The following is a 22,110-nucleotide window of genomic DNA, read 5'->3' as shown; positions in this document are numbered from 1 at the left end:
CCGGCTCCTAGCCCTGCGCCTCCACGTTCCACTCGGCGACGGTCCCGGGACGCTCGGCGCCGGGACGCGACGGCGCCAGCGTGAACGTGCCGTTGCGCCGCAGCGCACGATTCGCCAGGTTCGAGGTCCCGGAGTGACGGTTCGTGGCGCCGCCCGGGCCGATGCCGTCGTCCGTGACCTGGACCGCGAGCCTGCCGTCCGCGCCGGACAGCGACATCGTCACCGCCGTCGCGCGCGCGTGCCGCGCCACGTTCGAGAGCATCTCGCGCACCACCGCCACCACGTCGTCGGAGAGGGTCGGGTCGCCCGCGATGGCGTGCGACACCTCCGCCCAGTCGACCTGCACGCGCGGCGCGAACCCCAGGGAGTCCTGCGCGAGCACGATCTCGCGGCGGATGCGCTCGGAGATGGGCTCCGAGGTGCGCTGGCCGGAGAGCGATCCCATCACGCCGCGCACCTCGCGCTGGGCCCGCTTGACGTGGTCGAGCGTGCGCAGCAGCCGGTCGCGCAGGGCGTCGGGGCACTCGTCGGCGATCGACTCGATCTGCATCGCGGTCGCGAACAGCTCCTGCGACACGAAGTCGTGCAGGTCGTCCGCCAGCCGCTGCCGCTCCTCGAGCATCGAGGTCATGTTCTTGACGTGGGAGAGCTCGGCGACGGACAGCGCCATGGCGGCCTGGTTGGCGAACCGCTGCGCGATCGCCAGGTCGTCGGGGGAGAAGACCGCCGCGCCGCGGTCGCGCCACAGCATCAGCAGGCCGACCGTCCGCCGCTCCGCACGGAGCGGCGCGTACATGGTCGGGCCGAAGGACTGGACCACGTCGAGCACGATCGCTCCGGGCGGCTCCGCCGAGATGACGCCCTTGCCGGTCTCGATCGCGTTGACCGCCATGCCCTTGGGCGGGAGCTGGAGCCCCAGCAGCTCCGCGAAGCGCGGTCCCGACGTGATCTCCATGGTCCACGAGCCGTCGACGCCCGGCAGCACCAGCGCCGCGTGCTGCGCGTTGGACAGGTCCTTCGCGGCCTCGACGATGGTCTCGAAGACCTCCTCGTCGCCGGGGTCCGCCAGCAGCGCGGTCGTGATGTTCTGGGACGCCTTGAGCCAGTTCTCGCGATGCAGCGCCTGCTCGTACAGCTGGGCGTTGTCGATCGCGACGGACGCGGCGGCGGCGAGCGCCTCGACCACGTGCTCGTCGCGCTCGGTGAAGCCGCCCTCCTTGCTCGCGAGGTAGAGGTAGCCGAACACCGACCCGCGCACCTTGAGCGCCGTGCCGAGGAAGGAGCCCATGGGCGGGTGATCCTTGGGCATGCCGCGGAAGGCGGGGTGCATCGTCAGGTCCTCGAGCACGAGCGATCCCTCCGCGGGGATCTGCCCGAGCACGCCCACCGCGTTCGGGGCACGACCGATGCTGGCCCACACGCCCTCGGGCATGCCGCGGAAGTGGAACTCGACGCTCTTGCCGTCGTCGTCCAGCACGTTGATCGCGGCGAACTTCGCGCCCGTGTGCTCGGTCGAGGCCGTGAGGAACATGTCGAGCGTGTGCGCGAGGTCCAGCTGGGCGTTGAGGGAGACGATCGCCTCGGTCAGGGCGTCGGCCACGGGTCCGTCCTTCGGGGTGAGGTCAGTCATCGAGGGACACCACCGTATCGGCCACGTCGAGCAGACCGAGGTCGTGGGTCACGATGACCACGCTACGGCCTTCCGCACGCATCCTCGCGACCATGGCGCGCAGCGCGGCCGCGCCGGACTCGTCCAGGTGCTCGGCCGGCTCGTCGATCAGGTGCACGGGTGCCGGGGCGAGCGCCGCCCGGGCGAGCAGCAGGCGACGTCGCTCGCCGCCGGAGACGGTGCGGCCGCCGCTGCCGAGCTCGGTGTCGAGGCCGTCCGGCAGGCCCCGCACCCATCCGGCGAGGCCGACGAGCTCGAGCGCCTCCCACGCCTCGTCCGTGGACACGTCGCCGCGGGCGACGCGGAGGTTCTCGAGCACGGTGGTCCCGAACACGTGGGCGTCCTCCGCGGTCATCGCGACCACCGCACCGGTGTCCGCGGGCCCGACCGGGTCACCGTCGAGCCGCACCGCGCCGCCGACCGGCGGGAGCGCCCCCGCGAGAGTCGTGAGCAGCGTGGTCTTGCCGATGCCGGACCGGCCCACGACCGCGAGCACGCCGCCCGGCGGCACCGTGGCGCTCACCGGCCGGGTGGGAGCCATGCCCGGCCAGGCGGCGCTCAGCCCGTCGAGCACCAGCGTCGGGGTGGACGATGCGGGCGAGGCCTCCTCCGGGCGGATCGCCGCGGCGTCGGCGGGGGTCTCGAGCTCGGCGAGGCGTCGGGCGGCGGCCGCCGACCGGTAGAGCTGCATGACGGCGGTCGGGACGGCGCCCACCGCCTCGAAGGCGGCGAGCGGCAGCAGGGCGACCACGGCGGCCCACGGGCCGTCGACGTCGCCCGAGCGGACCGCCAGCACGCCGAGCGCGACCAGCCCGACCAGCGCGAGACCGGAGAACAGCGCCTGCGCGCCGGCGGCCCAGGCGGTCGGACGGGCGGCCAGCTCCTCGGCGCGCTCGGCCTCGCGATCGGCGGTCCGCAGCTCCTCGGCGGCGGCCGCGCTCGTGCCCCACACGCGGTGCTCGACGGCGCCGTCCATCGCGGACAGCGCCGCGGCCGAGACCTCGGCGCGCGCGCTGGTGCCGACCCGAGCCGCGATCCGGGCGGAGCGTGCCGTCAGCACCGCGGGCACGATCCCCGCGAGGAGGATGCAGGCGGCGAGCACCAGGCCGGCGAGCGGCAGGATCGCCGTGACGATCCCGACCGAGATCGCGGACACCGTGACGGCGACGCCGAGCGGGATGATCGCGCGGACCACGGCGTCGCCCACGGCGTCGAGGTCCGCCCCCATGCGGGCCACGATGTCGCCGCGGCGCAGCCCGAGCACCCGGTCCGCCGAGGCGCCGGCGAGCCGGGCGTACGCGCGCTCGCGCAGCGTGACCACGCCGCGCAGCGCGGTGTCGTGCGACGCCAGCCGCTCGAGGTAGCGGAACAGACCCCGGGAGATGCCGAAGAAGCGCACCGTGGTCGCGGCGAGCGCGACGTCCGCGGGCGAGGGCATCTGGGCGGCGCGCGCGATCAGCCAGGCGGCGACCGCGGCCAGTCCGACCGCCGAGCCGAGCGCCATGGTGCCCGCGAGCGTCGCACGGATGACGGGCCAGGGCCGCACGCCGGTGTCGCGCAGCGCCGCACGCAGCGCCGCCCCGTCGGACACGGGCCGAGGCGCGGGCGCGCTCATGACGCCTCCTCCGAGGCGACCGCGGCGCCGACGACGTCGACCACCGCGTCCGCCGCCGCCAGGACCTCGTCCTCGTGGGTCGCGACCACGACCGTGGCGCCGCGGTCGGCCAACGCACGGATCCGGTCGATCACCTCGGCTCGCGCGCCCCGGTCGAGGTGCGCGGTCGGCTCGTCGAGCAGCACGAGCGGACGGCCCGAGTCGAACGCACGGGAGAGCGCCACCCGCTGACGCATCCCCAGCGACAGCGTGCGGCCCTCGACGCCGAGGTCCGGCCGCTGCGGGACCCACGCGACCTGCGCCAGCCACCCGTTGAGCTCGACGGCCGCATCGTCCGTCAGCACGTCGACCCCGCCGACGGCGACCGTGCCGCCGTCCGGGCGCAGCAGCCCGGTGATCGCGAGCAGGGCCGTCGACTTGCCCTCGCCGTTGGGGCCGCGCAGCGCGGTCACCTTGCCGGGCCTGGCCTCGAAGGTGAGGCGAGCGGGCGCGAGCCGGGCGCCGTCGGGGGTGAGCACGTCGAGTGAGCTCACGCGGACGGTGGCCCCGGTGAGCGCGGGAGCGGCGCCGAGCGAGCGACGGGCGCCCGCCGGGTCGGCGTCGTCCACGAGCGCGAAGGCCGCGTCGGCGGCGGCCAGGCCGTCCGCGGAGGCGTGGAAGTGCGTGCCGACGTTGCGCACCGGGAGGTAGACCTCGGGCGCGAGCACCAGCACGGCGAGCGCCGTCTCGACGCCGATGTCGCCGTGGATGAGCCGGAAGCCCATGGTCACGGCGACGATCGCGACCGCGAGGGTGGTGAGCAGCTCGAGCACCATGCCCGACAGGAAGGCGATGCGCAGCGACCCCATGGTCGCCTTGCGCTGGGCGTCACCGAGGCGGCGCACGCGCTCCGCCGGCCCGCGCTCGCGCCCGAGCGCCTTGAGGGTGGGGATGCCCTCGATCAGGTCGAGGGTGCGCGTGCCGAGCCGCTGCATCGCCTCGAGGTGCCGGGCGCTGCGCTCGCGGGTGAGCAGGCCGACCAGGACCATGAACAGCGGGACCAGCGGCAGCGTCGCGACGACGATGACCGCCGAGAGCCAGTCGAGGCCGAGCACGACGACGATCATCACCGGGGTCACCGTGACCGCCAGGGCGAGCTGGGGCAGGTAGCGCACGAAGTAGGGCAGGAGGTCGTCGAGCCCGCGGGTCACGAGCGTCACGACGTCGGCGGTGCGCCCGCTCGCGTTCCAGCGGGGCCCGAGCCCGGCGACGTGGGCGACGACCATCTCGCGCATCTCGGAGATGACGCGGACGCCGGCGCGATGCGCGAGGCGCTCCTGCAGCCAGGCGACCGCGGTGCGCGCGGCGACCACCGCCCCCAGCCACGCGAGCCCGACCGCGAGCTCGCGCGCGGGCTCGGCAACCAGCCAGCCCCACCACCGCAGGCCGTCGTCGGACAGCGGGGCGGGGGAGAGGACCGGGGCCAGCAGCCGCGCGATGAGCAGGGCCTGGACCAGGATGAGCAGGGCCGTCAGAAAGCCCAGGCCCGCCGTCACCAGGATGTAACGGCGGGCCGGGCCGATCCGACGGATGAGACGCGGATCGAGGGGACGCATCAAGCGGTCAGCTCTTCGAGAACGTCAGCTCGGAGTGCTCCGGGATGTGCTCCATCGACAGGCGGCGGCGGAACACCCAGTAGGTCCACGCCTGGTAGGCGAGGACGATCGGGGTCATGATCGCCGCGACCCACGTCATCACGGTCAGCGTGTAGTCGGTGGACGACGCGTTGTCGACCGTGAGGGAGTTGACCCCGTCGATGTCGGGCAGCACGTCCGGGTAGAGCGAGCCGAAGATCAGCGCCACGGCGCCGACGATCGCGACGGCGTTCGCGATGAACGCCCAGCCGAAGCGTCCCTGCAGCGACGAGTACCAGGCGCCGGCGAGGCCGAGCGCGGCGACCACCACGGCGGCCCAGGTCCACGCCACGGAGAAGGCGAGCTGCAGCCAGATCGCCCACACCGCGGCCGCGGCGAGCGATGCGAGCGAGATCTTCTTGGCGAAGGCCTCGGCCCGCGCACGGATCTCGCCGTCGGTCTTGAGCGACAGGAAGATCGCGCCGTGCGAGAGGAACAGCAGCAGCGTGACCACGCCGCCGAGCAGCGCGAACGGGTTGAGGAATGTGAAGAAGTTCCCGACGAACTGGTGGTTCTCATCGAGCGGCACGCCGCGGACGATGTTCGAGAACGCCACGCCCCACAGGACCGCGGGGATCCAGGCGGTGATGATGATCGCCCAGTCCCAGCGCGTGCGCCACGTCTCGTCGTTGATCTTGCCGCGGTACTCGATCGCGACAGCGCGCACGATCAGCGCGAGCAGGATCAGGAACAGCGGCAGGTAGAAGCCGGAGAACATGGTGGCGTACCACTCGGGGAACGCCGCGAAGGTCGCGCCGCCCGCGGTGAGCAGCCACACCTCGTTGCCGTCCCACACGGGGCCGATGGTGTTGAGCACCACGCGGCGCCCCTTGTTGGACTTGCCGATGATCGGCATGAGCATGCCGACGCCGAAGTCGAAGCCCTCGAGCACCAGGTAGCCGGTCCACAGGACCGCGATGAGGATGAACCAGACGAGTGCGAGATCCATGAGCGGGGACTCCTTAGTACGCGAACGACATCGGCTTGGCCGCGTCGTCGTCGTCGGACTGGACGGTGGGCTCCTCGACCTGCGGCGCGCCCTCGACGGCGTAGCGCTGGATGAGTCGGAACCAGAAGACCCCGAGGATCGCGTACACGACCGTGAAGATCACGAGCGAGGTGATGACCTCGCCGGCGCTCACCGAGCTCGAGTAGCCGTACTGGGTCAGGAGGAACACCTGGTCCGATCCGGTCGGGTTGGGCGCGACCACGAACGGCTGGCGGCCCATCTCGGTGAAGATCCAGCCGAAGCTGGCCGCCAGGTACGGCATCGGCAGCGAGACGATCGCGAGCGTCTTCATCCAGCCCGGCATGCCCGAGGCCTTCTTGCGCGTGAACCAGAGGATGCCGAGGGCGAGCGCCGCGGAGAACGCCGCGAGGCCGATCATCAGGCGGAACGACCAGTAGGTCACGGCGAGGTTCGGCTGGTAGCTGATCTCGTTGCCCTCGGTGTCCGTCGCGCCGTAGCGCTCGGCGTAGGTCTCCTGGAGCTCGTCGAGACCGGTGACCTCCGCGTTCCAGTCGCCCGTCGCGAGGTACGACGTGAGGCCCGGGACGGTCAGGATGTGCGACACCGAGGAGCAGTCGTCGCCCGCGAGGTTGCCGATGGTCAGCAGGGAGAACTGCGCGGGCTGCTCGGTCTCGCACAGCGCCTCGGCGGCCGCCATCTTGATCGGCTGCTGCTCGAACATGAGCTTGGCCTGCACGTCGCCGGTGACGATCACGGCGATGCCGGAGATGATCATCACCAGCGCGCCGAACCGGGCCGCGGTGCGGTACATCGGCAGGTCCGCCGAGTCCTTGTCCTTCCGAGCGGTCTTCACCATCCAGAACACCGCGATGCCGCCCACGAAGGTGCCCGCGACCAGGAAGGCCGTCGCGATCACGTGCGGGAAGGCCACCAGGGTGGTGTTGTTGGTGAGGACGGCGAGGATGTCGTTCATCTCGGCGCGGCCGGTCTCGGGGTTGTACTCCGCCCCGACGGGGTGCTGCATCCACGAGTTCGCCGCGATGATGAAGTACGCGGACAGCACGGTGCCGATCGAGAACAGCCACACGGTCAGCAGGTGGAGCTTCTTGGGCAGGCGGTCCCAGCCGAAGATCCATAGGCCCAGGAAGGTGGACTCCAGGAAGAAGGCGAGCAGCGCCTCCATGGCGAGCGGGGCGCCGAAGATGTCGCCGACGAACCGCGAGTACTCGGACCAGTTCATGCCGAACTGGAACTCCTGCACGATTCCGGTCGCGACGCCGAGCGCGAAGTTGATCAGCAGCAGCTTCCCGTAGAACTTGGTGAGCCGCAGCCACTTCTCCTTGCCGGTGCGCACCCATGCCGTCTGCATGATCGCGACCAGGATCGAGAGGCCGATCGTCAGCGGGACGAGGACGAAGTGGTAGACGGTCGTGATGCCGAACTGCCAGCGGGCAAGCTCCAGCGCTTCCATAGGTGGGGACCTTCCTGTGTCAAGGTATGCCAGAAAACTACCCGGGGTGCCCGAAAAACGCACCGGGACGTAGGTCCCGGACGGGGTCACGTTCGGGTAAACCACCTGGGGTATCACCGTCATGCCTGATCAGGCCCCCGCGCGTGGCCCGGACCGGTCCGCGCGGCGCGCGGCGTGCCTCGCCTGACGTGTCGGCGGGGCGGCATGTGACACAATGTCCCTCAGGTCAGACCTCCAGCCACACCGGGGGTCAAACCACTCGGCAGACGCAGCGACTGCGCAGCAGCCAGTCCCGCCGGATCCCGCAGGGCTACCGCCCTCCGCGGCGATATCGGGGATGGGCGCTCGAGATCGCCGCCGCCCGCCGTGACCAGCAGACTTCCGTGGCCACGAGCCGCGAACGACGATGAGGTCGGGACCGCGTGTGGGCGGTCTCGATTCGAGGTACCCGCGTGAGCGAGGACAGCACCACCGCACCCGAGACCGCCGCACCGTCGGTCACCGCCCCGATCTTCCAGGCGCCCGAGCCCCAGCGCTCGCGTCGCGCCTCCGCGCCGGCCGGCCCGCCCGCTTCCGCGGCGGCCCCCACCGAGTCGCCGTTCGCGCCCCCGGCGTCCGCGCCGGCGAAGGACGCGAAGGAGCAGGGCGAGGCAGACGACGCTCCCGCGAAGCCGAAGCGCAAGCGCTCGAGCGGCAAGAAGAAGACCCAGGCCGCGGACGCGGCGCCGGCCGCCGAGGCCCCCGCCGCCGACCAGGACGCCACGGACGCTGCCTCCGCCGATGGCGAGCAGGGCGACGGCTCTGCGGATGGCGACGACTCGGGCGAGGGCGGTCCCCGCCGCCGGCGCCGCCGCGGCGGCCGAGGGCGCGGCAAGAAGAAGCCCGCCGACGAGTCGGGCGAGACCGAGCAGCAGGACGAGTCCGAGGGCTCCGACCAGCCCGACCAGGGCTCCGACGCCGAGGGCGACGACTCCGCCGACGGCGACGAGTCCGGCGAGGGCGGCTCGCGTCGCCGTCGCCGCAGCCGCAGCCGCGGATCGCGCTCGTCCTCCGGTGGCTCCTCCGCATCGTCCGACGACCAGCTCCAGGGCTCGACGCGCCTGCAGGCCAAGCGCCAGCGCCGCCGCGACTCCCGCGACGGTCAGCGCCGCCGCCCGGTGATCTCCGAGGCCGAGTTCCTCGCGCGCCGCGAGTCCGTCAAGCGCTCGATGGTGGTCCGGGAGAAGGACTCCCGCGTCCAGATCGCCGTGCTCGAGGACGACGTGCTGGTCGAGCACTACGTGTCGCACCAGGCCCAGCAGTCGATGGCCGGCAACGTCTACCTGGGCCGCGTGCAGAACGTGCTGCCCGGCATGGAGGCCGCGTTCGTCGACATCGGCCGCGGCCGCAACGCCGTGCTCTACGCCGGCGAGGTGAACTGGGACGCCGCCGGGCTCGAGGGCAAGGCCAAGCGCATCGAGCTCGCGCTCAAGCCCGGCGACCAGGTCATGGTGCAGGTCACCAAGGACCCGATCGGACACAAGGGCGCACGCGTCACGTCGCAGATCTCGCTGGCGGGCCGCTTCCTGGTCTACGTGCCCGGCGGCGGCGTCACCGGCATCTCCCGCAAGCTCCCCGACACGGAGCGCAACCGCCTCAAGAAGCTGCTGCGCGAGGTGATCCCGTCGGACGCCGGCGTGATCGTCCGCACCGCCGCGGAGGGCGCCTCGGAGGAGGAGCTGCGCGCGGACGTCGAGCGCCTCAAGCGCCAGTGGCAGACCATCCTCGACGAGTCGACCGGCAACGCCAAGGCGCCCAAGCTGCTGCGCGGCGAGCCCGACATGGCGATCCGCGTGGTGCGCGACATCTTCAACGAGGACTTCGACTCGCTGACCATCCAGGGCGAGGACACGTGGAACTCGCTGTCGATGTACGTCGGCCAGGTCGCCCCGGACCTCGCGCAGCGTCTCCACCGGTTCACCGGTGACCGCGACGTGTTCGCCGAGGCCCGGATCGACGAGCAGCTCGCCAAGGGCATGGACCGCAAGGTCTGGCTGCCCTCCGGCGGGTCCCTCGTGATCGACCGCACCGAGGCGATGACGGTCATCGACGTCAACACGGGCAAGTTCGTCGGCAAGGGCGGCACGCTCGAGGAGACGATGACGCTCAACAACCTCGAGGCGGCCGAGGAGATCGTGCGCCAGCTGCGGCTGCGCGACATCGGCGGCATCATCGTCATCGACTTCGTCGACATGCTGCTCGAGGCGAACCGCGATCGCGTGCTGCGCCGCCTCATCGAGTGCCTGGGCCGCGACCGCACCAAGCACCAGGTCGCCGAGGTGACCTCGCTGGGCCTGGTGCAGATGACGCGCAAGCGCGTGGGCCAGGGCCTGGTCGAGGCGTTCTCCGAGACCTGCGAGCACTGCAAGGGCCGCGGCTTCCTGGTGCACGGCGAGCCCGTGGCGGAGGCGACCGAGAAGCAGCCCGAGGCGAGGCGCTCGCGCGGCTCCCGCGGGGGGCAGCAGGGCAAGGGCCAGCAGCAGCAGGCCAAGCCGCAGCAGCAGCCCGAGCCGAAGAACGACGCGCACGTGCACGCGCCCATCCAGGGCGAGACGCACGCGCTCGACGACCGCGAGGAGGCGCGGGCCGCCGTCAAGGCCACGCTCGCGTCCATCGCCGCGGCCGCGGAGAAGGCCCACCACCACGAGGACGAGCCCGGCTCCGAGCCCCTGCCGGGGGCCGAGGACCGGGTCGAGCTCGAGGTGCCGGTGGTGCTGCCGGACCGCTCCGACGAGCCCGCCGACGCCCCCGTGGCCGAGGACTCCGAGGAGCAGTAGCCGTCGGGCGCGTCTGGTTTGACCGGACGCCGTCAGAGCGGGTACATTTGTACGTCGGCGCGCCGCGCGCCAATGCCCTGCCAGCGCCCTCGACGGGAGCGGCTGCGGCAGGAAATCCGATCCCGCTCGGGATCGAACAACGAGTTTCACGAGGAATAGATCATGGTGTACGCGATTGTGAAGGCCGGTGGCCGCCAGGAGAAGGTCTCCGTCGGCGACATCGTCGTGGTCGACCGTCTCCAGGCGGAGACCGGGGCGACCGTCGAGCTGGCTCCGCTGCTGCTCGTCGACGGTGAGAAGGTGACCTCCGACGCGAAGTCGCTGGCCAAGGTCAAGGTGACCGCCGAGGTCGTGCGCGACGAGCGCGGCCCGAAGATCACCATCCTCAAGTACAAGAACAAGACTGGCTACCGGAAGCGCATGGGTCACCGTCAGGACCTCACGCGCCTCAAGGTCACCGGCATCAAGTAAGGCGAGGAGACACTCATGGCACACAAGAAGGGCGCGAGCTCCTCGCGCAACGGCCGCGACTCGAACCCCCAGTACCTGGGCGTGAAGCGCTTCGGCGGCCAGGCCGTCAACGCCGGCGAGATCATCGTCCGCCAGCGCGGCACCCACCACCACCCGGGCCACAACGTGGGCCGCGGCAAGGACGACACGCTCTTCGCGCTCGTCGCCGGCACCGTGCAGTTCGCGCAGCGTCGCGGCCGCAAGGTCGTCGACATCGTCGAGGCGTAAGCACTCGACCACGCAACTTCTCGTCAGGGGCGCGCCGACAGGCGGCGCCCCTGACGTGTTTCTAGGCTAGGGACGATGCGCATCGTCCCGCCGGATCGACCACAGGAGGACCCATGGCCACGTTCGTGGACCGCGTGACGCTGCACGTCACCGCGGGCAACGGCGGCCACGGCGTCGCCTCCGTGCACCGCGAGAAGTTCAAGCCGCTCGGCGGACCCGACGGCGGCAACGGCGGCCGGGGCGGCTCGGTCATCCTGGTGGTCGATCCTCAGGTCACCACGCTGCTCGACTACCACCACGCCCCCCACCGGACGGCGGAGAACGGCAAGCAGGGCGCCGGCGACATGCGTCACGGCGCCAACGCCGCCGACCTGCGCCTGGGCGTTCCCAACGGCACCATCGTGAAGTCGCGCGACGGCGAGTTCCTGGCCGACCTGGTCGGCGACGGTGCCGAGTACGTGATCGCCGCGGGCGGCCGCGGGGGGCTCGGCAACGCCGCCCTCGCCACGCAGAAGCGCAAGGCCCCCGGCTTCGCGCTGCTGGGCGAGCCGGGTGACGAGGCCTCGGTCGTCCTCGAGCTCAAGTCGATCGCCGACGTGGCGCTCGTGGGCTACCCGAGCGCGGGCAAGTCCTCGCTGATCGCTGCGATGAGCCGCGTGCGCCCCAAGATCGCGGACTATCCGTTCACCACGCTGGTGCCGAACCTGGGCGTGGTCGAGTCCGGCGGCACCAAGTTCACCATCGCCGATGTGCCCGGGCTGATCGAGGGGGCGTCCGAGGGGCGCGGTCTCGGCCACGACTTCCTGCGTCACATCGAGCGCTGCTCGGTGATCGCGCACGTGCTCGACACGGCGACCCTCGAGAGCGATCGCGACCCCATCCGCGACCTCGAGGTGATCTCGAAGGAGCTGCGCGCCTACACCGGCGACGAGGCGATCAGCGGCGTGCCGCTCGCCGAGCGCCCGCAGATCATCATCCTCAACAAGATCGACGTGCCGGACGGCCGCGACCTCGCCGCGATCGTGCGTCCCGAGCTCGAGGAGACCGGGATGCCGATCTTCGAGGTCAGCGCCGTGAGCCACGAGGGCCTCCGCGAGCTCGGATTCGCGCTCGCCGCGATGGTGTCCGAGGAGCGCGCGAAGGCGCCTGTGCTGGAGGCCGCGCCGATCGTGCTGCGCCCCCGGGCCGTCGACGAGTCGGGCTTCACCGTGACGCACGTCCGCGACGGTGCCGAGGACTACTACCAGGTGCGCGGCACCAAGGTCGAGCGCTGGGTGAAGCAGACCAACTTCGCCAACGACGAGGCCGTGGGCTACCTGGCCGACCGCCTCGCCAAGGCGGGGGTCGAGGAGGCGCTTTTCAAGGCGGGCGCGACGCCCGGCTGCGAGGTGGTGATCGGCCCGCGTCAGGGTGGCATCGTCTTCGACTGGGAGCCCACCATGATGGCGGGCGCCGAGCTTCTCGGACAGCGCGGCTCCGACCTCCGCATCGAGCAGCACGAGCGCACCCAGCGCGCCACCCGCGCCGAGAAGCGCGAGCAGTTCAAGGAGAAGATGGACGGGCGCGCCGCCGCACGCGAGGAGCTGTGGACCGAGCGCGACGCCGGCCACTGGACCGATCCGGCCGAGGACGACGAGTAGCCTTCTCCCAGGCATACGTCCCCCAGGAGGTCAGGTGAGCGAGGCGCGCGCGAGCGTGGCGCAGGCACGGCGCATCGTCGTCAAGGTCGGGTCGTCGTCGCTGACCGGGTCCGACGGCACGCTGGACGAGGTGCGCCTGGGCGCGCTGGTCGACGCGCTCGGCGACATCCGGACGCAGGGGCGCGAGGTGCTCCTGGTGACGTCCGGCTCGATCGCCGCGGGCATCGGCCCGCTCGGCCTCGAGGCCCGGCCCACCAACCTCGAGCTGCAGCAGGCCGCGGCCTCCGTCGGGCAGGGCAAGCTCATCCACGCGTACACGGTCGCGTTCGCGCGGTACGGACTCACGGTCGGGCAGGTGCTGCTCACCGCCGACGACATGGTGCGGCGCGCCCACTACGGCAACGCCCGCCGCGCGCTCGAGTCGCTGCTCGGGCTGGGCGTGGTGCCGATCATCAACGAGAACGACACGGTCGCGACGGACGAGATCCGGTTCGGCGACAACGACCGGCTCGCCGCGCTGGTGGCGACCGCGGTGCGCGCCGACGCGCTGGTCCTGCTCACGGACGTCGACGCGCTGTACACCGCGGCCCCGGACTCGCCCGGCGCGCGTCGCATCGCGGAGGTGCGCAGCCCCGAGGATCTCCAGGGGATCGACATCTCGCGGCGCGGCTCCGCCGTGGGCACCGGCGGGATGATCACCAAGATCGAGGCGGCCTCGCTCGCCACCAACTCCGGCGTCACGGCGGTGCTCGCCGCGGCCACCGACGCCGCGCGCGCGGTCGCGGGTGACGACGTCGGCACGGTGTTCCTGCCCACCGGCAAGGCGGAGACGACCCGCCTGCAGTGGCTCGCCGACGCGGCGAAGACCCGCGGCGGGATCGTGCTCGACTCGGGCGCCGTGCGCGCCTTGCGCGGGCGGCAGGCGTCGCTGCTCGCCGCCGGCGTGGTCGAGATCCGCGGCGACTTCGAGGCGGGGGAGCCGGTCGACCTGCTCGGTCCCGACGGCGCGCTCGTCGCGCGCGGCTTCGCGGGCTTCTCCTCGGAGGAGGCCGACCGCATGAAGGGCCTCAGCACGGAGGCGCTCGGCGAGGTGCTCGGCGACGCGTACGCGCGCGAGCTCATCCACATCGATCACCTCGTCGTGCTGTAGCCCGCGCGCGCCCACCTGCGTCTGTCTAGACTCGACAGCGGGGGAGAGCGACGCAAGGGGCCTGCTATGAGTGCTGATGGACCGACGACCGGCGCCGTGACGCCGTGGTGGACGCTCGAACCCGCGGACGCCGCGGCGCGTCTCGACGCCTCCCTCGACGGGTTGAGCGCCTCCGAGGCCGCCTCGAGGCTCGCGTCCCACGGGCGCAACGAGCTCACCGCGGCGAAGGCCGCGACATTCTGGCAGCTGGCGCTGCGCCAGCTGGCCGACCCCATGAACCTCATGCTCGTGGCGGTCACGGCCATCTCGGCGGCGATCGGGCAGGTCTCCACCGCCATCATGGTCGGGCTGCTGGTCGTGTTCAACGTGCTGTCGGGCGCGAGCCAGGAGCGCAAGGCCCAGGCCAGCGTCGACGCGCTCGCGACGATGCAGGTGCCTCAGGTGCGCGTGCGTCGCGACGGTGCCGTGACCGCGGTTCCCGCACCGGAGCTGGTGCCCGGCGACGTGATCGAGCTCGAGGCCGGGGACATCGTGCCCGCCGACGCCCGCATCGTCCGCGCCTCGGCCCTCGAGACCCAGGAGGCCGCGCTCACCGGGGAGAGCGCGCCGATCGAGAAGTCCGCCGCCGCGCTCGCGGATCCCGCCACCGCGCTCGGCGACCGTGCGTCGATGCTCTTCCAGAACACCTCGGTCACCCGCGGCACCGCCACGGCGCTCGTCGTGGCCACCGGCATGTCGACGGAGATGGGCGCGATCGCCACGATGCTCGCCGACGTCGAGCGCGTGCCGTCGCCGCTCCAGCGCGAGCTCGGCTCCCTGACCCGCGTGATGGGCCTGGTGGCGTGGGGGGCGGTCGCGGTGATCGTCCTCATCGGCATCGGCCGCGGGCAGTCCTTCGCGGACCTCATGTTCCTCGGCACCGCCGTCGCGATCTCCGCCATCCCGACGGGTCTGCCGACCTACGTGCAGATGATGCTCTCGTGGGGCGCCTCGCGGCTCGCGGAGGCGAAGGCCGTGGTCGCGTCGCTCAACGACGTCGAGACGCTGGGCGCGACCAGCGCGATCTGCTCGGACAAGACCGGCACGCTCACCATGAACGAGATGATGGCGCGCAGCGTGTGGGTCGGGGGCGAGACCTTCACCGTCGACGGCGCCGGGTACTCCTTCGACGGCCGCGTGCGACGGTCGCAGGGTGACGAGGTGCCGCTGGGCGCCCCGATCGCCTACGCGCTCGCCCTGCCGAACGACGCGACGGTGAGCGCCGACGGGGTGGTCGTCGGCGACCCCACCGAGGCCGCGTTCGTCGTGCTCGCGGAGAAGCTCGGCGTCGACGTGCCCGAGGTGCACCGGCGGTTCCCGCGCGAGGCGGAGGTGCCGTTCGACTCCGACTACAAGTTCATGGCGACGTTCCATCACGTGCAGTGGCAGGGTGAGCGGCGGCTCATCGGCGTCGTCAAGGGCGCTCCCGACGTGCTGCTCTCTCGCTCGGCCCGGGCGTTCCTGGCGAACCGCGACACCGTCCCGATCGACGAGGTGGCGGACGCCGTGACGGACGAGATCGAGCACCGGTCGTCGCAGGGGCTGCGCACGCTGGCGCTTGCGCTGCGCGTGTACGACGTCGCCGAGGAGGACGCGGTGATCGCCGACCCGATGGCCGCGGTGAGCGAGCTCGGGTTCGTCGGGGTCGTCGGCATCGTCGACCCGCTGCGGCCCGAGGCGAAGGTCGCGGTCGATGAGGCGCACGCCGCCGGGATCGACGTCCGGATGATCACCGGCGACCACGTGGTGACGGCGACCGCGATCGGTCGTGAGCTCGACCTGCCGGGTGAGGGGATGTCCGGGGCGGAGTTCGCCGCGCTGAGCGACGCCGAGGTCGACGCCCGGCTCGACCGGCTGTCCGTGTTCGGGCGCGTGACCCCGCAGGACAAGCTCCGGCTGGTCCAGCGGCTCCAGGCGCGCGGCGAGGTGGTCGCCATGACCGGCGACGCCGTGAACGACGCGGCCGCGATCAAGCAGGCGGACATCGGCGTGGCGATGGGCTCCGGCTCCGAGGTCACCAAGCAGGCCGCGAAGCTGGTGCTCACCGACGACAACTTCGCGACGCTCGTCCACGCGGTCCACCTGGGTCGGGTCGTCTACGGCAAGATCGCGGCCTACATCACCTTCCAGCTCTCCCAGCTCATCGCGCTGGTGCTGCTGTTCCTGATGGCGAGCCTCGTGAACCTCAACGAGGGCGTCGCGCTGACACCCGTCCAGGTCCTCGTGCTCAACTTCGCCGCCGCGGGCTTCGCGGTCGTGGTGATCCTCCTGGAGCCCTCGGCGCCTGGGCTGATGCAGCGCCCGCCCCGCGATCCCGCGGCGGGAGTCGCCTCGCGTGCGAACGTGGTGCGCTGGCTCATCTACGGCGGCGCGCTCTTCGTGGCCGCGTCGGTGCCGCTGATCGTCGGCAGCGACGAGCTGTCGCCCGACGAGGCGTCGCAGCCGATGACGATGGCCTTCGTGGTGGTCGCGCTCGGCACGCTCACCACGGGCCTCCAGCTCAGGCGCGATCCCGAGACCGGGCTCAGGGCCCCGTGGGGCCGAGGCGTGCGGCTGCTGCTCTGGCCCGTCGGGTTCGTGATCCTCGCGACGGAGCTGCCCTTCCTCGCCGGATGGATGGTGCTCTCGCCGCTCACCGGTCTCGAGTGGATCGCGTGCCTGCTGCTGGTCGGGGCGGTCATGGCGGTCATCGAGGGCGACATGGCGATCCGTCGACGCCGGGAGGTCGTCCCGACCCCCACGGTCGCGGAGGCGGTCGCGCCCCGGCGCGCCCGCTGAACCGCGCCGGATGGTGCCACCCCAGCCTGGGCAGGCACCCGCCTGGCACCTAGAATCGGATGCCATGACCGAGACCGCGACCCCCACCGACATCGAGTCCGCCGTCCTCGAGGCCTGCCGCCGAGCCAAGCTGGCCTCCAGGGCGCTCGCGACCGCCACGACCACCGTCAAGAACGACGCGCTCCACGCCATGGCGGACGCGCTCGTGGCCCACGCCCCGCGCATCGTCGAGGCGAACGCCCTCGACCTCGAGCGCGGCCGCGCGAACGACATGTCGCCCGGACTGCTCGACCGGCTTGCCCTGGACGCCGACCGCATCGCGAAGATCGCCGAGGCGCTGCGCTACGTCGCCACCCTGCCCGACCCGGTCGGCGAGATCCGTCGCGGCTCGACCCTGCCCAACGGCCTGCGCCTGGTGCAGAAGTCGGTTCCCATGGGTGTGGTCGGCATGATCTACGAGGCGCGGCCGAACGTGACCGTCGACGCCGCCGGCCTCGCGCTCAAGTCGGGCAACGCCGCGGTGCTGCGGGGCGGCTCTGCCGCCGCCAGCTCCAACGAGGTGATCGTCGCCGTGCTCCAGGAGGCGCTCGAGGGCGTCGGCCTGCCGAAGGACGCCGTGCAGTCGATCGACGCCTACGGCCGTGAGGGCGCGCGGGTGCTCATGAACGCCCGCGGGCTCGTGGACGTGCTGGTGCCGCGCGGGGGCCGGAGCCTCATCCAGGCCGTGGTCCGGGAGTCGACCGTCCCCGCCATCGAGACCGGCGAGGGCAACTGCCACGTGTACCTCGACGCGTCCGCGCCCCTCGAGCGCGCGGTGCCGATCGTGCTCAACTCCAAGACCCACCGCGTGGGCGTGTGCAACGCTGCGGAGACGCTGCTGGTGCACCGGGACGCCGCCCCGTCGCTGCTGCCGGCGGTGCTCGGGGCGCTGCATGAGGCGGGCGTCACCCTGCACGTGGACGAGGCGGCGGCCGGGTTCGCGCCCGACGGCGTCCCGACCGTCGCGGCCACCGAGGACGACTGGGCGACCGAGTACCTCTCGCTCGACCTCGCGGTGCGCGTCGTGACGGACATGGACGAGGCGATCCAGCACATCGGCCGCTACTCGACGGGCCACACAGAGGCGATCGTCACGAGCGACATCGACGCGGCGCAGTCCTTCGTGGCACGCATCGACTCCGCCGCGGTGATGGTGAACGCGTCGACGCGGTTCACCGACGGTGGCGAGTTCGGCCTCGGCGCCGAGATCGGCATCTCGACCCAGAAGCTCCACGCCCGCGGCCCCATGGGCCTCGGCGAGCTCACGACGACCACCTGGGTGGTCTACGGCGACGGGCACATCCGCCCCTGACGTCCGAGCGCGCCGAGTGATGCCATAATCGCGTCAGACGGAAGGAGTCCCCCCATGATCACCGAGGCTGTCGAGACCACGTCGCATGTGGTGAACGAGCTGCCCATCCCCGCGCCCGCGTTCGGCCTGCTGGCCTTCACCGCGCTGATGGGGCTGTTGTTCGTCACCTTCGCCTTCCGGAGCGTCGGCACCCGCCACTGACGCCGTGACGGGCGAGCGCATCGGAGTCCTCGGAGGAACGTTCGACCCGGTGCACCTGGGGCACCTGGCGGCAGCGTCCGAGGTGTGCGACCGGCTGGGCCTCGACCGCGTGCTCCTGGTGCCGACCGCCGCTCAGCCCTTCAAGGTGGACGAGCCCGCGGCGCCCTCCGCGCATCGTCTCGCGATGTGCGAGCTCGCGGCGTCCGGCGACCCGCGGCTGGGGGTCTCGACGGTCGACCTGGACCGCGGGGGAGTGACCTACACGGTGGACACCCTCGCCGACCTCCACGCCCTCCATCCCGACGCCGAGCTGTTCTTCATCACGGGCGCCGACGCCCTCGCGCGGCTCGACGAATGGAAGGATGCGGACAAACTGCTCGAGTCCGCGACCTTTGTGGGAGTGACGCGCCCGGGTCATGCGTTGGATCAGTCGGATAGGCCACATATCCTGGTCGAGGCGCCCGCCCTGGCGATATCCTCGACCGATGTGCGTCGGCGGGTCCGGGCGGGCAGGACGATCCGCTACCTGGTCCCGCACGGGGTGGCCGACTACATCGCTGCGAACGGGCTCTACGACGGAGGAATAGATGACTGACCAGGGCCGGCCCCTGTCGCGCCGCGCGCGTCGTGAGGCCGAGGCCAGGGCGGCCGCTCCCGACGAGCCGACGACGCCGATCCCGCGCGCCGACCCGTCGACCTTCACCAACCCCGACGGCACCCCGCTGACGCGTCGCCAGCGTCGCGAGATCGAGCGGCAGGACAGCCCCCTCGAGACGTGGACCGCCGAGGAGGAGCTGATCGCGACCGGTCAGCTCCCGACGATGACGCCCGACCTGCTCGCCGCGCAGGAGATGGTGGAGCGCCGTCGCGCCGAGGAGCGGGCGGAGCAGCCGGCTGCGGAGCCCGCCGAGCCCGAGCAGATGGTCGACCGCGCCCGGTCGATGTTCAGGCCCGAGCCCGAGCCGGAGCCTGAGGTCGCGGAGGAGCCGGAGCCTGAGGTCGTGGCGGAGCCGCAGCCCGAGCCTGAGCCGGAGCCCGAGGTTATGGCGGAGAGCGTCGAGCCCGAGCCCGAGCCCGAGCCCGAGCCTGAGCCGGAGCCCGAGCCTGAGCCTGAGGTTGTGGCGGAGAGCGTCGAGCCCGAGCCCGAGCCCGAGCCCGAGCCGGAGCCGGAGCCTGAGGTCGTGGCGGAGCCGGAGCCCGAGGTTCTGGCGGAGAGCGTCGAGCCCGAGCCCGAGCCCGAGCCCGAGCCTGTCGACATCACCGAGGCGCCGACGCAGGTGCTCGAGCCCGAGCCGGAGATCGCCGAGGCCCCCGCCGAGCAGGCCCCGGCGACCGACGCCATCCCCGAGCAGTACCGGCACCTGTTCCCGCCGGGCTCGCTCCAGGCGAGGCGTCTGCAGGAGCGGCTCGAGCGCGGGGAGAGCATCACCCCGCCGTCCGGCACGCCAGCGCCGGCCGCGCCCGCCGGCGAGGACCCCGCCGAGGAGATCCGCCGACTCACCGCGGCCGCCATGGCGGGCATCACCCGCGCCCAGCAGGCGCGACAGCCCGAGCCGCAGCCTGAGCCTGAGGCCGTGGCGGCGCCCGAGCCCGAGCCGGAGGCGGTGGCGGCGCCGGAGCCGGAACCGCAGCCCGAGTCTGAGGTCGTGGCCTCCGAGCCTGAGCCCGAGCCCGAGCCCGAGCCCGAGCCCACCACCGCATCGTTCTTCGCTCCCGTGCTGCCTCCCGAGGGCGCCACCGAGCCCGACGACGCCGGCGTGCCCTACGCGCCCGAGATGCCCGCGCGCGCCGACGAGATCGACCCGACGACCGCCCTGCCGCAGCGTGGGGGCGTCCCGATCTCCGAGCAGCCGACGCAGCCGATGCCGCCGATCGCCGCGCCCGAGATGCAGCCGCAGTCGCAGCCGGGGCCGGAGGCCGAGACGGAGCCGGAGCCGAAGGCTCAGCCCGAGGCGCAGGCGCCCGCTCCGATGGCGCCCCCGGCGCTCCGGCCCGCGGGGATGCCCTCTAGCGGCGAGGTTCAGACGGCAGCAGCGGCGGCGCCGTCCCTGTGGGCGAACCACCCGCTCGCCGTCGCGCAGCCTCGTGAGGTTGCCGACTACGCCCCGTCGCAGGACATCCCGATCCCCGACTTCACCAAGATCATGCACGGCTACGCGTCGACCACGTCGTCGGCCGGCACCGCCCCGGTCGGGCAGGTCGGCGACGAGCCCACCGGCACCGACATCCCGGCGCTCACCGGCGGCATCGAGGTGCCGCGGCGTGCGCTGCCGGAGGAGCACGAGGAGGGCGGCCACGGCTTCGGCTGGCAGCACCTCGCGGTGATCGCCGCGGCGGCGTTCCTGCTCGGCGTGCTCGTGTGGAACCTGACGGGGAACGCCTGATGGCGGCGACCGAGCGCACCCTCGAGCTGGTGCAGGCCGCCGCGCGCGCGGCCGACGCCAAGAAGGCGGAGGGGATCGTGGCGCTCGACGTGTCCTCGCATCTGCCGCTCGCGGACGCCTTCCTCATCGCCTCGGCGTCCAACGAGCGGCTCGTGGCCGCCGTGGCCGAGGCCATCGAGGAGGAGCTCGCCAAGCACGGCGCAGACGCGGTGCGGCGGGAGGGCGTCCGCGAGGGACGCTGGGCTCTGCTCGATTTCAACGACGTGATCGTGCACGTCATGCACGAGGAGGAGCGGTCCTACTACGAGCTCGAGCGGCTGTGGAAGGACTGTCCCGTGATCCCCGTCGAGACGGGCGAGTGACCCGGATCTTCGTCGTCCGTCACGGCCAGACGGACTGGAACCTGGCGGGACGGCTGCAGGGCTCCTCCGACATCCCGCTCAACGGGACGGGCCGCGCGCAGGCGCGAGCCGCGGCATCGTCCCTGTGGCCCGCGCTGGGGCCTCGCCCCACGTTCGTGTCCTCGACTCTCGGCCGGGCCGTCGAGACCGCGCGCATCATCATCGGCGACACCGATGCGTCGCTGCATCAGGACGCGCGGCTGGGGGAGCGCCGCTACGGGCCCTGGGAGGGGCTCCTGGCGACGGAGCGCAAGGAGCGCTTCCCGGACGACCACGCGGCGTGGAGCGCCGGTCTCGAGCCGGACTTCGAGGGGTACGAGAACCACGCCACGGTCGCCGCGCGGATGACCGCGGCCGCGCACGAGTGGACGGCCCGCGTGGACGGCGACCTGGTGCTGGTGGCGCACGGCTCGTCGGGCCGCATGCTGCTGCTCGCGCTCCTCGGGTTGCCGCTGCACGGACGCACGCTGGGGAACCTCGAGAACGCCGCGTGGTCACGCCTCGTGGCCTCGCCGGCGGGTGGCTGGTCGCTCGAGCGTCACAACGTCGGGGCGCCGGCGGTGACCGCGTGACCGTCCTGGTGCTGCTCCGGCACGGGCAGACCGAGTACAACGCGGAGGGGCGCCTGCAGGGGTCCCTCGACGTGCCGCTCGGCGAGCACGGCCGGAACCAGGCGGCGGCCGCCGCCCGCGCGATCGTCGACGGGTACGGCGTGCCCGACCGGATCGTCACCTCGCCGCTGTCGCGCGCGCGCGACACCGCGGCCGCCGTCGGTGCGCTCGTGCCCGTCCCCGTCACGGTCGACCGTCGCCTCCGCCAGCGGTCCTACGGCGAGTGGGAGGGTCTCACCTGGGACGAGGTCAAGCTCCGCTGGCCGCGCGACTACGAGCGCCGCCTGCGCGGCGAGGACCCGCAGATCGCGGGCTGGGACGTGGCCGCCGAGGTCTCCGCGCGCGTCTCCGAGGCGCTTGCCGAGGCCTGCGACGGTGCACGACTGGTGGTGGTCGTGAGCCACGGCAGCGCCATCATGCTGGGCTCGCTCGCGCTGCTCGGGCTGGACGCGCATGCGACCACGCTGGGCAAGCTGCCCCACGCCCATTGGAACGTCCTCGCGACCGCCCACGGCGGCTGGTCGCTCGCACGCTACGGGCTCTCGGCCGCGGCCGCCGATTAACACCTGCGCCCGAATCTGGGCTACTATCTCTCTTGCTCTC

General features: G+C 72.5%; 18 protein-coding genes. 13 read left to right on the top strand and 5 right to left on the bottom strand.

All coding sequences use genetic code 11. From position 1 onward, the window contains the following. Positions 1-7: 7 nt before the first annotated feature. From QQX13_RS03255 to QQX13_RS03235, 5 genes are read right to left on the bottom strand one after another with little or no spacing between them, the layout of a single operon-like run. Positions 8-1,630, bottom strand: a complete 1,623-nt coding sequence (locus tag QQX13_RS03255; RefSeq protein ID WP_301152484.1) for a GAF domain-containing sensor histidine kinase — start codon at positions 1,628-1,630, stop codon at positions 8-10. Then, positions 1,623-3,284, bottom strand: a complete 1,662-nt coding sequence (gene cydC / locus QQX13_RS03250; RefSeq protein WP_301120105.1) for a thiol reductant ABC exporter subunit CydC — start codon at positions 3,282-3,284, stop codon at positions 1,623-1,625. Before cydC ends, QQX13_RS03255 begins: the two co-directional genes overlap by 8 nt. Beyond that, positions 3,281-4,879 carry an ABC transporter ATP-binding protein/permease gene (locus tag QQX13_RS03245; protein WP_301120107.1) on the bottom strand — a complete coding sequence of 533 codons (1,599 nt, stop codon included), beginning with the start codon at positions 4,877-4,879 and terminating at the stop codon, positions 3,281-3,283. The genes cydC and QQX13_RS03245 overlap by 4 nt, the downstream gene beginning before the upstream one ends. A 7-nt stretch (positions 4,880-4,886) precedes the next feature. After that, positions 4,887-5,906 carry a cytochrome d ubiquinol oxidase subunit II gene (cydB, locus tag QQX13_RS03240; protein ID WP_301120109.1) on the bottom strand — a complete coding sequence of 340 codons (1,020 nt, stop codon included), beginning with the start codon at positions 5,904-5,906 and terminating at the stop codon, positions 4,887-4,889. A gap of 13 nt (positions 5,907-5,919) precedes the next feature. Then, entirely contained in the window at positions 5,920-7,398 is a 1,479-nt protein-coding gene (locus tag QQX13_RS03235; protein ID WP_301120111.1) for a cytochrome ubiquinol oxidase subunit I, read from the bottom strand. A gap of 452 nt (positions 7,399-7,850) precedes the next feature. On the opposite strand from QQX13_RS03235, the gene QQX13_RS03230 reads away from it, so the two are divergent. The 13 genes from QQX13_RS03230 to QQX13_RS03170 all read left to right on the top strand — a co-directional run bounded on the left by QQX13_RS03230 (position 7,851) and on the right by QQX13_RS03170 (position 22,070). Then, on the top strand, positions 7,851-10,214 hold the full coding sequence (locus QQX13_RS03230) for an Rne/Rng family ribonuclease (RefSeq protein ID WP_367305406.1): 2,364 nt from the start codon (positions 7,851-7,853) through the stop codon (positions 10,212-10,214). A 162-nt stretch (positions 10,215-10,376) separates the two neighbouring features. Further along, a complete protein-coding gene (gene rplU / locus QQX13_RS03225) occupies positions 10,377-10,685 on the top strand; it encodes a 50S ribosomal protein L21 (protein WP_301120115.1) in 309 nt (102 codons plus the stop codon). A 15-nt stretch (positions 10,686-10,700) separates the two neighbouring features. After that, positions 10,701-10,952 (top strand): 50S ribosomal protein L27, encoded by a 252-nt coding sequence (gene rpmA, locus QQX13_RS03220; RefSeq protein WP_301120116.1) that lies wholly within the window; start codon positions 10,701-10,703, stop codon positions 10,950-10,952. A 113-nt stretch (positions 10,953-11,065) separates the two neighbouring features. After that, the gene (gene obgE, locus QQX13_RS03215) at positions 11,066-12,592 is read left to right on the top strand and encodes a GTPase ObgE (RefSeq protein WP_301120117.1); all 1,527 of its coding nucleotides are present in this window, start codon (positions 11,066-11,068) and stop codon (positions 12,590-12,592) included. A gap of 34 nt (positions 12,593-12,626) precedes the next feature. Next, positions 12,627-13,742: a glutamate 5-kinase gene (gene proB, locus QQX13_RS03210; RefSeq protein ID WP_301120118.1), complete on the top strand. Its 1,116-nt coding sequence runs from the start codon at positions 12,627-12,629 to the stop codon at positions 13,740-13,742. A 66-nt stretch (positions 13,743-13,808) separates the two neighbouring features. Then, positions 13,809-16,559 (top strand): cation-translocating P-type ATPase, encoded by a 2,751-nt coding sequence (locus tag QQX13_RS03205; protein ID WP_301120119.1) that lies wholly within the window; start codon positions 13,809-13,811, stop codon positions 16,557-16,559. 64 nt (positions 16,560-16,623) lie between these two features. Further along, positions 16,624-17,910, top strand: coding sequence for a glutamate-5-semialdehyde dehydrogenase (locus QQX13_RS03200; RefSeq protein ID WP_301120120.1), 1,287 nt, complete (start codon positions 16,624-16,626; stop codon positions 17,908-17,910). Between the two features lie 54 nt (positions 17,911-17,964). Next, complete coding sequence (locus tag QQX13_RS03195; RefSeq protein WP_301120121.1) at positions 17,965-18,111, top strand: hypothetical protein; 147 nt, start codon at positions 17,965-17,967, stop codon at positions 18,109-18,111. Positions 18,112-18,115: 4 nt separating this feature from the next. Then, entirely contained in the window at positions 18,116-18,706 is a 591-nt protein-coding gene (gene nadD / locus QQX13_RS03190; RefSeq protein WP_301120122.1) for a nicotinate-nucleotide adenylyltransferase, read from the top strand. Continuing rightward, positions 18,699-20,495, top strand: coding sequence for a hypothetical protein (locus QQX13_RS03185; protein WP_301152483.1), 1,797 nt, complete (start codon positions 18,699-18,701; stop codon positions 20,493-20,495). Before nadD ends, QQX13_RS03185 begins: the two co-directional genes overlap by 8 nt. Beyond that, complete coding sequence (gene rsfS / locus QQX13_RS03180) at positions 20,495-20,857, top strand: ribosome silencing factor (protein ID WP_301120124.1); 363 nt, start codon at positions 20,495-20,497, stop codon at positions 20,855-20,857. The genes QQX13_RS03185 and rsfS overlap by 1 nt, the downstream gene beginning before the upstream one ends. Beyond that, positions 20,854-21,468 carry a histidine phosphatase family protein gene (locus QQX13_RS03175; protein ID WP_301120125.1) on the top strand — a complete coding sequence of 205 codons (615 nt, stop codon included), beginning with the start codon at positions 20,854-20,856 and terminating at the stop codon, positions 21,466-21,468. The genes rsfS and QQX13_RS03175 overlap by 4 nt, the downstream gene beginning before the upstream one ends. Next, positions 21,465-22,070 (top strand): histidine phosphatase family protein, encoded by a 606-nt coding sequence (locus tag QQX13_RS03170; protein ID WP_301120126.1) that lies wholly within the window; start codon positions 21,465-21,467, stop codon positions 22,068-22,070. The genes QQX13_RS03175 and QQX13_RS03170 overlap by 4 nt, the downstream gene beginning before the upstream one ends. Positions 22,071-22,110 lie beyond the last annotated feature (40 nt).

It is taken from the genome of Demequina lignilytica (assembly GCF_030418375.1).
GTDB classification, from domain to species: domain Bacteria; phylum Actinomycetota; class Actinomycetes; order Actinomycetales; family Demequinaceae; genus Demequina; species Demequina lignilytica.
This window is presented reverse-complemented; position numbering and strand designations above follow the sequence as displayed.